Below are 13,839 nucleotides of genomic sequence, written 5' to 3'. Positions count from 1 at the left end.
CAGAGCGCGCCCAGGTTGTGAGATGGAACGTCCCAGGCTACCGCGGGGGTCGGACGGCAGAACGCGCGTCGGGTCGGCGTGGCGGAAAACGCGCAGTACAGCAGCCTTCCGGGGCCGCCGGGGGAGCGGCGGACCCGGAAGGCCGCGAACAGGTGCCCGGTTACGGGCGATTGAGGGTGATGGAGTTGATCGGCCCGAGGTCGGCGTAGACGCCCGTGCCCTGGGCGATGGGGGATCCGCAGCCCTTGCCGTCGTAGCCGGTGCACAGGCTCGCGGTGGCCCCGCCGTACTGGTTGTTGAGGACCCAGTGGCGGCCGTACTGGTTGCTCAGGTTGTGGGCTCCGTAGCTGGTGAAGATGTGGCTCGGCTTGACGGCCGGGTTCTGGTCCTGCGGGTAGACGCAGACCGACCCGTACGGACAGCCGGCCCAGTCGTCGGCGGGCCTGGCGCCGGCCGGGCCGCTCAGTGCCACGACGGCCGCGGCGGCGGTGGCGAGCGCGGCGGCGCCGCGGATCATCTTGCGCATCATGTCCCCCTGTTGGGTTGCCTCGGTGTTGACGTCGGTGTCGACGCCTTCAGCCTTGCCCGGTGGCCCGCGGGGGTCGACGGGTTTCCCGTCGCCCATCGGCGGGCCCGGCCGGGAAACCCTCCCTGACCTGCCCGGTCGCCGGACCGAGGGCAACCGTCACCGGCGGTCACCGGCCGGCTCCCGTCCGGCGCCGTGATGTCGTCCTCCCCGATGGCGGGCAGAATTGAGGGGGCAGCCCGTGCCCGCCGCGCGGGCGCCGGTCAGTGACGTGCGCGGCGAGACGCGCGCAGAAGGGGGCCTGCCGATGCCATCGGACCGGCTGGGGGGCGCGGAGGAACCCGGCCCGATCCGGTCCGAACCGGGGTCCTTGCTGGAACACGTGGTCGTGGCGGTCTTCGGCATCGACGGCGAGGACAGGGTCTGCTACTGGGGTCCCGGAGCGCAGAACCTCTTCGGCCACGAGGCCGGGTCGGTACTGACGCGGCCCGCGGCCGTCCTCTTCCCCGAGCCGGCCCCCGGCGACGGCCCCGGCACGGCCGCGCACCTCGCGGAGCGCGCCCGGACCCTCGGCTACTGGCGCGTACGGCTGCCCGCGCTCCACCGGGACGGCTCGGTGTTCGACTGCGGCTTCCGGGTCTTCCCGATGACCGGGGCCTCCGGCGCCTCCGTGGTCATCGGGCTGGCCAGCCGGGGCGACGAGCTGGACCGGGTCAAGACCAACCTGTCCTTCCTCGACGCCCTCTTCGAGACCTGCCCGATCGGCCTGGTCATGCTGGACGAGGAGCTGCGCTACGTCCACCTCAACCAGGCCCTGGCCGACATGGACGGGATCCCGCTCGACGCGCACCTGGGCCGCCGGATGGCGGACATCATGATCACCTCGGACGGCGGGGAGTACCAGCGCATGCTGCGGTCCGTCGCGGAGGAGGGCCGGACCGTGATCGGCACCCTCGTGGGCCTGCGCACACCGGGCCACCCGGACCGCGACCAGGTGCGCTCCGTCAGCTTCTTCCCGCTCAGCGGCGCGGGCGACACCCGGCGCGGACTCGGCGGACTGCTGCTGGACGTCACCGACCGCGAGCAGGCCATCCTGGAGGCGACGGCCGCCCGGCAGCGCCTGGCCCTGCTCGACCGGGCAGCGGCGGGCATCGGCACCACCCTGGACCTGAACACCACCGCGCGCGAGCTGGTCGGCGCGGTCGTCCCGGAGTTCTGCGACGCCTCCGTCGTCGAACTCGTGGAGTGGATGGACGAGAACGAGGCCTTCGACCCGGCGCTGCCGGTGACCACCCGCCGGATCGCCTCCGGCACCACCCTCCCCGAGCCCGCCGTCGAACTCGTCGGCGGCCTGGAGGAGGTCACGTACCCGCCGGGCTCCCACATCCACCAGATGCTGGGCACGGGCCGCCCGCTCTGCTTCACGGTCGACGAGGACTTCGCCACCCGGACCGTGGTGCACCGAGAACGCGCGCAGCTGCTGCTGGACAGCGGGCTGACCTGCATCCTCATGGCACCGCTCATCGCGCGCGGCACGGTGCAGGGCATCGCCATGTTCGGCCGCTCCGCCGCCCGCCCGGCCTTCGCGGAGGAGGATCTCGGCCTCGCCGGCGAACTGGCCTCGCGGGCCGCCCTGTGCCTGGACAACGCCCGGCTGTACGGCAGGGTCCGGGACATCGCGCTCACCCTCCAGCGGGCCCTGCTGCCGAGCGCCCCCGCAGCGGGCCCGTACGTGGACATCAGCCACCGCTACCTGCCCGGCAGCCGCGGCACCGAGGTCGGCGGCGACTGGTACGACGCGATCACCCTGCCCGACGACCGGGTGGCCCTCGTCGTCGGCGACGTGATGGGACACGGCGTACCGGCCGCCGCGGCCATGGGCCGGCTGCGGATCACCGCGAAGACGATCGCCCGGCACACCGCCGAGCCCGCCGCCCTGATCGAGGAACTCGACGCCTGCGCGCAGGAGGCCGGCATCGAGTGGGCGACCTTCCTGTACCTCCTGTACGACCCCCACACCGGCCGCGCCCGCCTCGCCAACGCCGGCCACCCGCCGCCCCTGATACGGCACCGGGACGGGACCGTGCACGCCATCGGCGACGTGCTGGGGGTCCCGCTCGGGGTGGGCGGCGTCCCGTACCGGTCGATCGAGATCGAGATTCCCGAGGGCGCCACCGTGGCCCTCTACACCGACGGCCTCGTCGAGGCCCGCGGCCAGGACATCGACACCGGCATCGACGCACTGCGCGATCAACTGCGCGCTCCGATGGGCTCGTTGGAGGAGGGGGCCGACCGGATTCTCGCCAACCTGCTGCCCGACACGGCGACCGACGACACGGTCCTGGTCCTCGCCCGCATCAGCGCGGTCCCCGGCCGCACGCCGGGTACGGGAACCGGATCACCGCGCCGGGCGTCGTCGTAGCGTGCGACGTGGGACGGAGAGCCGATCGGGAGCAGGGCGCGTGGATGAGCAGGGGGCGGGGCGCGGGCGCGGGCGCGGGCCACGGCCCGGGCCGTGGCTGTGGCGCGGCCGGGGGCGCGTCCTCGCGGGGGCCGCGGTCCTCGTCGCCTGCCTGCTGGTCTTCCACGGTGCGGCGCCCGATGCGCTGCCGGGGCGTCCCGGCAGCCTGGTCGAAACGTTCCTGCCCTGGCTCGGCCTGGCCGTCCCGGTCCTCGCGGCCCTGGCGCTGCTGCGCCGTTCGACCGTGGCCGCTCTCGCGGCGCTGCTGCCCGCCGCCGCCTGGCTCGCCCTCTTCGGCGGCCACCTGCTCCCCGGCGAGGACAGGGCACCCGATCTCCTCGCCGTCCAGCACAACGTCAGCGACGAGAACCCCGATCCGGCGGGCACCGCCCGCGCCCTGGCCGCCACCGGCGCCGATCTCCTCGCGCTGGAGGAGCTGACGCCCGCCGCCGAGCCGGCGTACGCGGCGGTGCTGGCGCCGCGGTACCCGTACCACGCGGTGGCGGGCACGGTCGGACTCTGGTCGAAGCACCCGCTGGCGGACGTGCGACCGGTGGACATCAGGCCGGCCGGCCTCGGACAGGACTGGAACCGCGGACTGCGCGCCACCGCCCGCACAGCGCGGGGCGAAGTCGCCGTGTACGTGGCGCACCTGCCCTCCGTACGCCTGAGCCCGACGCACGGCTTCGGCTCCGTACGCCGTGACGAGAGCGCCGCACTGCTCGGCGCCGCGATCGCCGCCGAGCCGACGGACCCGCTCATCCTGCTCGGGGACCTCAACAGCACCGTGGAGGACCGCGGGCTGGACACGGTCACCTCGCGCATGGACCCGCCGAGCCGGGACTTCGCGTTCAGCTGGCCCGCTTCGCTGCCGCTGGCCCGGATCGACCAGGTCATGACCCGCTCGGCGACCGTCACGAGGATCCGGTCGCTGCCGGCGACGGGCAGCGACCACCTGCCCGTCGCCGCTCACATCACGTGGCGCGCTCCTGGACGAGGTCGGTGAAGCGCCGCAGCCCGTCCTCGCTGTGGCCCAGGAAGAGGTTGGGCTCCACGAGTTCCAGTTCCATCAGAACCGGCGTCCCGTCGTCCGCCGTCGCGATGTCGACCCGCGCGTACAGCAGCGCACGCGCCCCCGGTGCGGCCGCCAGCGCGGCCTCGGCCAGTGCCAGTTCGGCCGCGGAAGGCCGGTGCGGCACCAGATCCGGATGCGGCACGCGGTCGTTGTCGACGCCCCCGAGGTCGGTCAGCACCGGCCCCTTGCGCATCGCATGGCTGAAGGCGCCGCCGAGGAAGACCAGCGCCCGTTCTCCCTCGTCGATCCGGGTCAGGTACGGCTGCACCATCGCGGTCGATCCGGCCGCGTGGAGTGCCGCGACGTGCCCGGCGGCCGCCTCGTGGTGGTCTTCCGTGTACCGCCCGGTGTCGCGGGCGCCGGCCGAAACGGTCGGCTTGACGACGAACTGGCCCTCCCCGGGCAGGACGACGGCCTCGCCGGGGGCGATGAACCGGGTGGACACGACGGGGACGCCGCGGCCGGCGAGCTCCCCGAGGTACCGCTTGTCGGTGTTCCAGCGCACCAGCGCAGCCGGATTGTCGAGCCGCGTCGCGCCCTGCACCGCGTCGGCCCAGGCCAGGTACTCCGGCCACCGCGCGGCGTAGTCCCAGGTGGACCGTACGACCACGGCCGCGCACCGCGACCAGTCGAAGTCCGGGGCGTCCCAGGCCGCCGCCACGGCGTCGACCCCGCGGTCGCGCAGCGCACCGAGCATCAGCGGCAGGTCGGAGTCCCAGGCCAGGCCCGGCTCCGACGTGGCCAGGGCGACCCGTGTGGTGACGGCCATCAGCAACTCCCCTTCTCTTCGACGCGCAGCAGCACGCCCCGCTCGTCCCGTACGTAGACGCGGTCGCGGTTCTTGGCCAGCTTCCGCTCCACCTCGGACTCCAGGTCGATGCCGTTCATCTCGGCGAGCGCCGCGAGGTACAGGAACACGTCCGCGAGCTCCTCGCCGAAGTCGGGCAGTTTCCTGCGCCAGGCGGTGAAGGCCTCCCCGACCTCGGCCGTCAGCAGCCCGAACTCCAGTGGCACGTCGGTGGTGTTGAAGCCCTTGGTGAGCTTGTTGTCCCAGGCGAGCTGCTGGGCCGAGCGGATGTCCACCGGTTCCTCCGGGCGTGCGTACGGGAGCTGGCTGTCCCGGCAGCCTAACGACCGGCGGACCCCCCGGCCGTGGCCGGGGCCAGGCCGTCGGCGACCAGGCCCGCGAGGACCGCCTCGCCCAGCGCGTGCACCGCGGACTGCGGCCGGACCATCACGGTGAACTCCTTGATCCGGCCGTCCTCGGCGAAGTGGACCAGGTCGATGCCGTGGATCGCCTTGCCGTTGACCGTCGCCCGGAACAGCAGGACCTCCGACGGGGCCACGGAGCCGTCGACGCTGGTCTCGGCGCTGCCGGTGTACTGGCCGACATAACGGAAGTCCTCGAAGGTGCGCAGGAGGACCCCGAAGAGCCCCAGCACCATCGGCCGCCCCTCGAACGGCGTGAACTTCACGGGGCTGTAGAGGCGCACGTCCTCGGTGAACAGGGCCTCCAGCGCGGCGAGGTCACGGCTGTCGACGGCGGCGCGGAAGCGGTCTGCTGCGGTCACGGCTTCTCCCTGAGGGTCTTCTACTCATCAATGTGATTAGTCAGTTTCTTGAGTATCATGCGAGGGGCGTCCGTGCACAGGGGCGACCCCGGAAACAGAGGCGAGAAGGAGGCGATCCGATGGCTTTGCGCCACGCCGTACTGGCGGCGCTGCTGGACGAGGAGCTGAGCGGGTACCAATTGGCGAAGGCCTTCGACCTCGGCGTCGCGAACTTCTGGCACGCCCTCCCGCAGCAGCTCTACGCCGAGCTGACCCGGCTGGAGCAGGACGGGGTGATCACGGGCCGGGAGGTGGTCCAGGACACCCGGCCCAACAAGCGCCTGTTCACCGTCACCGACGCCGGGCTCGCCGAGCTGGAGCAGTTCACCGCCTCCGCCACCAAGCCCTCCTCCATCCGCGACGACCTCATCGTCAAGGTCCAGGCCGCCGACCACGTCGACACCGCGACGCTCGTCGCGCAGCTCACCGAGCGCGCCGCCTTCGCCCGGGCCAAGGTCGACCTGTTCGGCGGCCTGCTGCGCACCATGCGCCGCGACCGCTCCGAGGAGGACTTCCTGCGGTACGGCGAGCGCGTCGGCCCGTACCTGACCTGCCTGCGCGGTCTCGCCTTCGAGCAGGGCAACCGCGACTGGTGCGAGCGTACGATCGCGGTCCTGCGGGAGCGGGAGGCGGCCCGTGCCGCGCGCTGAGCACCCGTACGTGCACCCGTACCTGCGGTACGTGGCCCTCGGCGACAGCCAGACCGAGGGACTCGGGGACGGCGACGACACCACCGGCCTGCGGGGGCTGGCCGACCGGCTCGCCGAGCACCTCGCGCTCCACGACCCCGGTGTCCGGTACGCCAACCTGGCCGTCCGCGGCCGGCTCGCCGGGCAGGTCCGCGCCGAGCAGCTCGCCCCCGCGCTCGCCCTGCGCCCCGACCTGGCCACCGTGGTCGCCGGGGTCAACGACGTGCTGCGGCCGCGGTTCGACGCCGACGAGGTCGCCGGTCACCTGGAGGCGATGTTCGGCGCGCTCACCGCCCAGGGCGCCCGGGTCCTCACGCTGACCTTCCCGGACCTCGCGCGGATCACCCCGCTCGCCCGCCCGCTCGCCCCGCGCGTGAGCGTCCTCAACGACCGGATCCGCACGGCCGCCGGGCGCCACGGCGTGGTCGTCGTCGAGACGGGACACCATCCCGTGGTCACCGACCCCCGGCTGTGGAGCGCGGACCGGCTGCACGCCAGTGCGCTCGGCCACGAGCGGATCGCCGCCTCGCTCGCGGACGCCCTCGGCCTGCCGGGCAGCGACGACTCCTGGACGCACCCGCTGCCCCCCGACCGGGCGGCCCGCCCCACGGTCGCCGCCGAACTGCGCTGGGCCGCCGCGTTCCTGGGCCCCTGGCTGGGCAGGCGCCTGCGCGGCCGCTCCTCGGGCGACGCCCGCACGGCCAGGCGCCCGGAGCTCCTCCCGGTGCGGCCGTAGCGCCGCGAGGCCTGGCCGGACCCGGCCAGGCCGTCCTCGCGCCGCTCCTTCTACGGCGCGGGGCAGATCTCGGCGGGCAGGCCGGAAGGGAGGGAGCCGCGTTCGTCGGCGGTGAGCTGTCGGCCGACCACGGCGCACAGGTGGCGCTTCCAGAGGGCGGGATCGAGGCGGAACAACGTCATGCGGCCGCCCAGAACGGGCGTCCTCAGCAGTGCCTTGCCGTCCCTGGGCGCCGCCAGGAAGCCCTGACGGTCCGCGAACTGATACGTCTCCCGGTACCCGGACCCGTCCGCCCGAAGGAAGTTCACAGAACTGTCGTTGGCAAGGTAGAACCCCGCGCCTCCGGGTATGCCTGCGGCCCACCGGTTCGGGTTCAGCGGGCCGAGAGGGCCCGCCACTCTCCTGGGGGTCTGGCCGGGACGGACCGACCACAGTTCGACCATGCTGCCCGTGGTCATGACGGCCGCGTAGCGCGGGTCCTTGAGGAAGACGGCCACGTTGAGGTCGGCTCCGAGCCGCAGGCGAAGTTCTTCGTTCTCCTTGCCGGTGGTCAGGTCGACGGCGTACGCGTCCGGTTCGCCTTGAACGGTGACCCCCACATGGCCCGGCTCGGGATGGCGACCCACGAAGTAGGTCGGTTGGTCCTTGGTGGTGAGCTGCAGGTCACGCAGGTCGAACGGCTGTGACAGCCGGCGGCCCTCGCGCACGTCCCAGTACTCGACCCGCGTGCCGGACACCGTGAACAGCCGGTCGTCGTCGAGGAAGTGGAACTCCAGCAGCTCCGGCTTCCCGTCCCTTCCCGCTGCCGGATCCGCCGCGGTGAACTCGCTCACCTGACGCAGCGAGGGCAGTTCACGAATCGTGATCCGATTCCGGTTCGACACGTCCGCCATCAGCGTCTCGGCGCCGTTGACCTGGATCTCCTGCTTCGCATCGGGAGGTGTTTCAGCGGTGTTGTTCACTTCGGCGAGGGTTCGGTCCTCGCCCTCGGTCTCGGCGACCCGCAGGCTCTCCCCGTTCCGGCCTACTCGGACCACCATCCTGCTGCCGTCACCGAGCAGTTTGGGAGGGCTGTAGGCAGTGTCGGCGGAGTCCTTCACCATGGCCCATCCAGTCACCCCGCTCTTGCTCTGCGTGACGAGAACGGGCTCGCGTGCCGTCCCCAGGAGGGGCAGATTGGGGGCCGCCGCAGCGAGCGAGGCGCTGATGAACGGCGTTGGGGCTGCTGTTTCCGCCGTGGTGTCGACCAGACTCGTGGAGCCCGCTCCGGATCGCACCGCGAAGCGCTCGCCCTTCTCGGCGACCGCCACGTCCGCGCACGACGTGTCGCTCCCGCGATCGTAGCGACGCAGTACGCGCCCGTCCGTCACTCGAATGACCTGGTAGTGAGCCGTCCCGGTCGCATTCGGATCGGGCCTCTCCTCCTGGCACACCACGGCCACACCGCCGTCCCCCGACACTCCGGTGCCCGAGAACGCGAGACCGCTTGCCAGCTCACGCATCGTCGCGGCACCGATGTCGACCGTGACCAGTGAAGACTTCGCCCCCGACGCCTGGCCCTGCGTGGCCACCAGCGTGTTCCCGTCCGGCCCGAACCACACTTCCTCCAGACGGGCGACCCGCTCCGGTGCGACGAGGGCGCCGGCGCCGCAGACCGCGCCGTCCTGCCCCCTGATCCGAACGACCGCCGAGGCCAATGCCTCTTCCGTGCTGCGCGATTCTGTCCCCGTCACCGCGACCCCCGTAGCTCCGGCGAGAACTCCTGGTCAGCTCTGCGGCGAATTATCGGCAGCGGCGCTCGGAGTGTCACTCCTGTTCCACGTCAGACTTACGGTGAAATTGGCCGCTGTCGCCGTGCTGGCTATGACGACATCGGCCTCGGCCGACAGCGACACCCCGAACTCCAGGGTGATGACGTCCGGTGCGTTGGCCAGCTCCCTGAACCGCCCCACGAAGCTCTCTGCCACGGGCCGTACGGTGTCCAGCATCTGGCCGAACGACCGCCCGGCCCGCGCTATGGAGCCGCTGCCTCGGCCGACTCGGACGAGGGCCTCGTCCACCTCGCGGATCTGCACCCGGATCGTTTCGGCGCCATCGTCGTACAGGGGCACTTCGACCGTGTGGACCAGGCGTTCGCTCATTGCAGCCTCCTTCGCTGGGAGCTGGGATCGTAGCCAGGCCGATGTCCTTCGGGGCAGGAGATGACGGGCCATCAAGATCCTGGCGCGAAAGTACCTCGGTACTTCGAGGTGAGGGCAAGGGAGCGCGCCCGCGCGGCCTGCTTCCCCGTGTGACATCACGGTATGACTAGTCGAGGGCGTGCGACGCGGTACGGGCCTCCAGGGGGTGCCGGCGTCCGGAGGCGGAGGCGAGCAGCACGCCGGTCGAGGCGAGGCACACGACGAGGGACGACACGGTGAGCGACAGGAACACCGACGGATTGCCCACCGAGATGGCGGAGATCGCCAGCAGGGCGGCGACCATGCCGGTGCCGTGCATCACGTTGAGCCGGCGGCTCGCGTACGCGTGCAGCACCTCGGCGCCGCCGGACGGGTGCTGACGCCGGGTCTGGGAGAACCGTTCCAGGGCGAGGCTGGCCATGGCCACGGCGATGGGGATCACGCTGGACCACTCGGAGTAGTCCACGAAGAGCGGCAGCAACGTCGCGATCAGACAGACGAGCAGGCAGAACAGGTTGACCCAGATGACCCGGACGACGTCCTTGCGGCGCGGCACGTAGTACAGCCGGAGCGTGGTGCGTTCGACCCGGTGTGCCTCTTCTCCGGCGAGCCCCTCGCCCTCCGCGGACTCCGCGGCCCGGGACTCCTCGAATCGGACGACGAACTGCTCCGGCAGCCCTTGCGGGGCCTCGTCGTCCCAGTCGGACGGGGCGTGGGCCGGTTCGATGGCCCACCGCGCATCGGACGTCCCGATGCCGGCCAGCTCGACCCCGTCGGGAGTGGGGACGGCCAGCTGGTTGCGGGCCTCGGTCGGCAGGCAGAGCTCCAGCTCCGCCGATACGCCGAGCAGCCCGCGCCGGCGCAGGACGCATTTGCCGTCGTAGCCGTAGTGCAGTCGCGGGGAGGTGCCGTACGCGGTGCCCAACTCGGCGACCAGCGGGAGGTAGCGGGTGGCTTCGAGGATCCGGGCGCCGAGCTCGCCGTCCGTGATCTCGGTCGCCGTCGTCAGCAGCGTCTGGACGGTCTCGTACTGGCGGCTCTGCACGGCGGAGCTGAGGGCGAGCGAGATCTCCCGGTGCGAGGTGCGGGCCTCGATGCCGCGGCCGCGTCCGCGGCCGGTGTCGCCGTCGTCGTCCCCGTCCTCCCCGCTGTCGTCCGCGAGCCAGTACGAGACCGCGTTCGCGATGTACGACCGCACCTCGATCTGCTTCAGCGAGGGCACCACCCCGCCGTTCGCATCCCTGATGTCGAGCTTGTCCAGCGTCTCGCCGTAGTTCCAGGGGAAGATGTCGATCACCGCGCGGGTGTTCTGGATACCGGAGGCGTGCAGCGTCGAGGTGACCGAGTGGCGCGCCCTGCGCCGGGCGACCACTTTGACCATGTGGTCGCGGCGCATGACGGTGTGCGGGAAGTGCGCGAACTCCTCCGCGACGGACAGGCTCGCGGACACCTCGGGCATGCCCCGCCGGTCCGAGCCCCGCCCGGCCTCCAGCGCCAGCGCCGCCGTCAGGGTCGGGGCGGGGGCCTGGCGTTCGCTGTAGTACGTGACCAGGTCGCGGGCGAGCCGGCCGATCCGCGCCGCGGCCAGGTCGCGCGGGGGCCGGGAACCGGCCAGCAGTCCGTCCAGCCGTACGATCACCCGGCCGTCGACCTCCGTCTGGGTGGCCAGGATCAGCGCGACGGACCGTACGACCTCCGCCAGCAGGGTCAGTTCGCGGGTGTCCACCCCCGACTTGAGAGCCGCGGCCGCCGCGCGGCTCGCCGCCTCCGGATGGCCGGCGAGCAGGGCCGTGTGGGAGACGGCCGCCAGCCGGCCAAGGGCCCGGTCCGGATTGGAACAGGCCAGGTGGCGGACCTGCTCGACGTACCAGCCGATCCTGTCGGCGTTGAACGGGTCGAGCGGCTGGTGGTAGTACGCGGCGGCCAGCCGGTGCGCGCGTCTGAGCGTCGCGTCGTTCTCTTCGCCGAGCCGGTCGAGGAGGTCCTTGCGCAGCAGGGGCCGCATCCGGAACTCCTCGGTCGCCGCCATCGGGCGGGGCTCGATCACGGGCAGCCGCACCAGCGGCCCGCTGTCGGCCGGGACCCCGAGCGCATCGGCGGTGTACTCGACGATGTCCGGATCGAACCAGTCGTACACGCAGAGGTGTTCGAGCAGCGAGCGCCGGGCGGGCGGCAGCGCGGCGAACGTGTCGCGGATGCGGCGCAGGACGAGGTCCGTGTCCAGGGGTCAGCCCTCCCGGGGGAATTGGGACAGGAACTCCGAGATCGCGGAGGGCAGCCCGTCCAGTCTGCTGCACAGCTCCTCGGCGAACCCCTTGAGCTCTTCGACGCCGACCAGGTCGATCCACTCCTGGACGGTCGCGGCGTCGAACGGGGGCAGGATGAGGTTCCGGACGGCGCCGGCGTAGGGGTGCGAGAGGCTGGGTACGCTCCGCCCGGCGAGGAAGACGGTGATGCGGCGGGTGGTCAGCAGGTTCGGCAGGAAGCTGGTGCTGATCCAGCTCTGCAGCGGGGGCTCGCAGCGGTCGAAACCGTCCAGGAGCACGATCGGGCCGGAGCCGGGACCGGTCGCCGACTCCGCCAGGCTCGCGACGAGTTCGTCGCTCAGGGCCGAGTTCTGGGTCTCGCGGTCGGCGTTGACGCTCAGTGCCAGGTCGAGGTACGAACGGTCCATCGACATGCCGTGGAAGTTCACCGTCGGCACCTCGCCGTAGCGCTGTTTGAGCGCGCGGAAGGAGTCCATGCGGATGCCCTGATCGGATGCCTGCCAGCATATGTGGTTCAGTACGTCGAACGCCGCCCAGGTGGTGGCGAGGTCGACGTAGCAGACCGTGCTGTCACCGTCGTGCCGCTGGTGGACCTCGATGAGCAGGGCCGTCTTGCCGATTCCCTCGTCGCCCTCGAAGAACAGGGCCCGGTGCGAGGCGCCGTCGCCGATCACGCGGGCGGCGTCCGCCAGTTGCTGGGCGCGGTCTACGTGCACGCTGTCTTTCCCCCCGGAAGTCCCCTGTGCGCTGCCGACCGACCGGATCAGCCCGCGGGCTGCCCGCTGCCGCTGCCGTCGCCGCTGCCAGGTCCCGTCCCCGTTCCGGGCTCGGGGTCGTCGTCCTTGCGCACGACGATCCAGCTGTCCTCCACCTTGGTGTCCACGAGTCCGACCTTTGCACCCTTGACCGTGCTGACCAGGGACTTCAGGATCTTGGAGCGCTTCGTGTGCACGTCATGCTGGCCCGGGTCCGGCTCTGGGGCGGCCTCGAAGGCGACGCCCCACAGCCGCACCCGCAACTTCTTGATCCGGTGCCGCATGGACCACAGGACGAGGCCCAGCACCAACACGACGACCACGGCCACGGCGGCCTGCTGCCAGTTCTCGATGACCACGCCTACCCCCCTCGGTTGGCTTGATAGCGCCGAATGATGGCACGGGGCGGACCGCTCGATTCCGAGCACCGATGGATTCGAGCCATGTGCGGATGTGCCGACAGCGCCGCCTCGACCGCGGCTTCGGCGTGGATCCGTGCGGTGGGGAAGACGGGTGCGGGGCTGTCCCCGGCGCCGATGAGCAGCTCGATCTCGGTGCAGCCGAGGATGACCCCCTCGGCGCCGGCGGCCACGAGCTCCTCGATGACGTGCTGGTAGGCGGCGCGCGACTCCTCGCGGACGACGCCCAGGCACAGCTCCTCGTAGATCACCCGGTGCACGAGCGCGCGCCCCTCGGTGTCCGGGACGCGCACCTCCAGCCCGCTCGCGGCGAGTCGGCCGCGGTAGAACTCCTGCTCCATCGTGAACGCGGTGCCCAGCAGGCCGACGCGCGTCAGCCCCGCCGCCTTCACGGCGTCGGCGGTGGCATCGGCGAGGTGCAGCAGCGGCACCGAGATGGCGGCCTGGACCCGGTCGGCGACCTTGTGCATGGTGTTGGTGCAGATGAGGACGAGATCCGCACCAGCGGCTTCCAGCCGCTGGGCGGCCGCCGCCAACACTTCACCGGCCTCGGCCCACCGCCCCTCGGCCTGGAGCTGCTCGATCTCCGCGAAGTCCACGGAGTACAGCACGCAGCGGGCCGAATGCAGGCCCCCGAGCCGGTCACGGGTGAGCTCGTTCAACAGCCGGTAGTACTGGGCGGTCGACTCCCAGCTCATTCCTCCGAGCAGTCCGATCGTCTTCATAAGCGGATACGGTAACAGTCGCCTTAGATATAAGGATTCCTTTGAGGTGCTGTTCGGGTGGGTGAACCACTCGCCGCCGGTGCCGGGGGTGCCGGCGCCGGCGGCGGCTCGTGGTTCGGGTGCAGTGGTTGATCACCCCCAACTGTCAGGACTCCGCGGAGCCCTCGCGCATGACGTCCTGGAAGGCCGTCATGCACGGCATGCAGTGGTGGTCCGTTTCGGCGTTGCCTCCTGGCTGGAGGGGGCGGCCGCACAGGGTGGCCCGGCGGTCACGGGCGACGACGTGCCATACGAGGCCAGGCCCTGTGGCCGCCTCACCGACCTGCATTTCATACATGAGAGTGCTCCATGTGGTGGACAGCTCTGTGTCTCCACCAAAGCAGTGCATGGCGCCGG

The 13,839-nt window shown here is 71.8% G+C and carries 15 protein-coding genes; 4 read left to right on the top strand and 11 right to left on the bottom strand.

The genetic code is table 11. The features are described 5' to 3' along the window. Positions 1–160: 160 nt before the first annotated feature. Entirely contained in the window at positions 161–625 is a 465-nt protein-coding gene (locus tag ACIQU4_RS21065) for a hypothetical protein (protein ID WP_403732737.1), read from the bottom strand. 208 nt (positions 626–833) lie between these two features. Here ACIQU4_RS21065 and ACIQU4_RS21060 point away from each other — a divergent pair, with 208 nt between their 5' ends. Continuing rightward, the gene (locus tag ACIQU4_RS21060) at positions 834–2,948 is read left to right on the top strand and encodes a SpoIIE family protein phosphatase (protein WP_403732734.1); all 2,115 of its coding nucleotides are present in this window, start codon (positions 834–836) and stop codon (positions 2,946–2,948) included. Positions 2,949–2,988: 40 nt separating this feature from the next. Beyond that, positions 2,989–3,993, top strand: coding sequence for an endonuclease/exonuclease/phosphatase family protein (locus ACIQU4_RS21055; RefSeq protein ID WP_403732731.1), 1,005 nt, complete (start codon positions 2,989–2,991; stop codon positions 3,991–3,993). Here ACIQU4_RS21055 and ACIQU4_RS21050 read toward each other — a convergent pair. From ACIQU4_RS21050 to ACIQU4_RS21040, 3 genes are read right to left on the bottom strand one after another with little or no spacing between them, the layout of a single operon-like run. After that, positions 3,962–4,831: a hypothetical protein gene (locus ACIQU4_RS21050; protein WP_403732728.1), complete on the bottom strand. Its 870-nt coding sequence runs from the start codon at positions 4,829–4,831 to the stop codon at positions 3,962–3,964. The genes ACIQU4_RS21055 and ACIQU4_RS21050 overlap by 32 nt on opposite strands. Beyond that, entirely contained in the window at positions 4,831–5,145 is a 315-nt protein-coding gene (locus ACIQU4_RS21045) for a MazG-like family protein (protein WP_403732725.1), read from the bottom strand. Before ACIQU4_RS21045 ends, ACIQU4_RS21050 begins: the two co-directional genes overlap by 1 nt. Before the next feature lie 44 nt (positions 5,146–5,189). Continuing rightward, complete coding sequence (locus ACIQU4_RS21040; protein WP_403732722.1) at positions 5,190–5,633, bottom strand: nuclear transport factor 2 family protein; 444 nt, start codon at positions 5,631–5,633, stop codon at positions 5,190–5,192. 119 nt (positions 5,634–5,752) lie between these two features. On the opposite strand from ACIQU4_RS21040, the gene ACIQU4_RS21035 reads away from it, so the two are divergent. Together ACIQU4_RS21035 and ACIQU4_RS21030 are read left to right on the top strand one after the other, a co-directional pair. Next, a complete protein-coding gene (locus ACIQU4_RS21035; RefSeq protein WP_403732720.1) occupies positions 5,753–6,322 on the top strand; it encodes a PadR family transcriptional regulator in 570 nt (189 codons plus the stop codon). After that, positions 6,309–7,097 (top strand): SGNH/GDSL hydrolase family protein, encoded by a 789-nt coding sequence (locus tag ACIQU4_RS21030; RefSeq protein WP_403732717.1) that lies wholly within the window; start codon positions 6,309–6,311, stop codon positions 7,095–7,097. Before ACIQU4_RS21035 ends, ACIQU4_RS21030 begins: the two co-directional genes overlap by 14 nt. A gap of 50 nt (positions 7,098–7,147) precedes the next feature. On the opposite strand, the gene ACIQU4_RS21025 is transcribed toward ACIQU4_RS21030, so the two are convergent. The 7 genes from ACIQU4_RS21025 to ACIQU4_RS20995 all read right to left on the bottom strand — a co-directional run bounded on the left by ACIQU4_RS21025 (position 7,148) and on the right by ACIQU4_RS20995 (position 13,780). After that, a complete protein-coding gene (locus ACIQU4_RS21025) occupies positions 7,148–8,830 on the bottom strand; it encodes a hypothetical protein (RefSeq protein ID WP_403732715.1) in 1,683 nt (560 codons plus the stop codon). A 33-nt stretch (positions 8,831–8,863) separates the two neighbouring features. Continuing rightward, on the bottom strand, positions 8,864–9,238 hold the full coding sequence (locus ACIQU4_RS21020) for a CU044_2847 family protein (protein WP_403732713.1): 375 nt from the start codon (positions 9,236–9,238) through the stop codon (positions 8,864–8,866). A gap of 166 nt (positions 9,239–9,404) precedes the next feature. Continuing rightward, positions 9,405–11,414, bottom strand: a complete 2,010-nt coding sequence (locus ACIQU4_RS21015) for a hypothetical protein (RefSeq protein ID WP_403732710.1) — start codon at positions 11,412–11,414, stop codon at positions 9,405–9,407. Between the two features lie 90 nt (positions 11,415–11,504). After that, positions 11,505–12,260 carry a hypothetical protein gene (locus tag ACIQU4_RS21010; protein ID WP_403732707.1) on the bottom strand — a complete coding sequence of 252 codons (756 nt, stop codon included), beginning with the start codon at positions 12,258–12,260 and terminating at the stop codon, positions 11,505–11,507. Between the two features lie 47 nt (positions 12,261–12,307). Beyond that, positions 12,308–12,658 (bottom strand): hypothetical protein, encoded by a 351-nt coding sequence (locus ACIQU4_RS21005; RefSeq protein WP_403732704.1) that lies wholly within the window; start codon positions 12,656–12,658, stop codon positions 12,308–12,310. 2 nt (positions 12,659–12,660) lie between these two features. Next, positions 12,661–13,443, bottom strand: a complete 783-nt coding sequence (locus ACIQU4_RS21000) for an aspartate/glutamate racemase family protein (RefSeq protein WP_403732701.1) — start codon at positions 13,441–13,443, stop codon at positions 12,661–12,663. Positions 13,444–13,588: 145 nt separating this feature from the next. Next, positions 13,589–13,780, bottom strand: coding sequence for a hypothetical protein (locus tag ACIQU4_RS20995; RefSeq protein WP_037845637.1), 192 nt, complete (start codon positions 13,778–13,780; stop codon positions 13,589–13,591). Positions 13,781–13,839 lie beyond the last annotated feature (59 nt).

The sequence above is a fragment of the Streptomyces sp. NPDC090741 genome (assembly GCF_044769045.1).
Taxonomy (GTDB): Bacteria; Actinomycetota; Actinomycetes; order Streptomycetales; family Streptomycetaceae; genus Streptomyces.
Note: the sequence above shows the minus strand (reverse complement) of the source record. Positions and strands in the feature narration are given on the sequence as shown.

What these genes read in the sequence shown, in the direction of transcription:
- ACIQU4_RS21020 (WP_403732713.1), bottom strand. Translation starts at nt 9,238, where the DNA reads ATGAGCGAACGCCTGGTCCACACGGTCGAAGTGCCCCTGTACGACGAT.
- ACIQU4_RS21050 (WP_403732728.1), bottom strand. Translation starts at nt 4,831, where the DNA reads ATGGCCGTCACCACACGGGTCGCCCTGGCCACGTCGGAGCCGGGCCTG.
- ACIQU4_RS21065 (WP_403732737.1), bottom strand. Translation starts at nt 625, where the DNA reads ATGGGCGACGGGAAACCCGTCGACCCCCGCGGGCCACCGGGCAAGGCT.
- ACIQU4_RS21060 (WP_403732734.1), top strand. Translation starts at nt 834, where the DNA reads ATGCCATCGGACCGGCTGGGGGGCGCGGAGGAACCCGGCCCGATCCGG.
- ACIQU4_RS20995 (WP_037845637.1), bottom strand. Translation starts at nt 13,780, where the DNA reads ATGTATGAAATGCAGGTCGGTGAGGCGGCCACAGGGCCTGGCCTCGTA.
- ACIQU4_RS21035 (WP_403732720.1), top strand. Translation starts at nt 5,753, where the DNA reads ATGGCTTTGCGCCACGCCGTACTGGCGGCGCTGCTGGACGAGGAGCTG.
- ACIQU4_RS21000 (WP_403732701.1), bottom strand. Translation starts at nt 13,443, where the DNA reads ATGAAGACGATCGGACTGCTCGGAGGAATGAGCTGGGAGTCGACCGCC.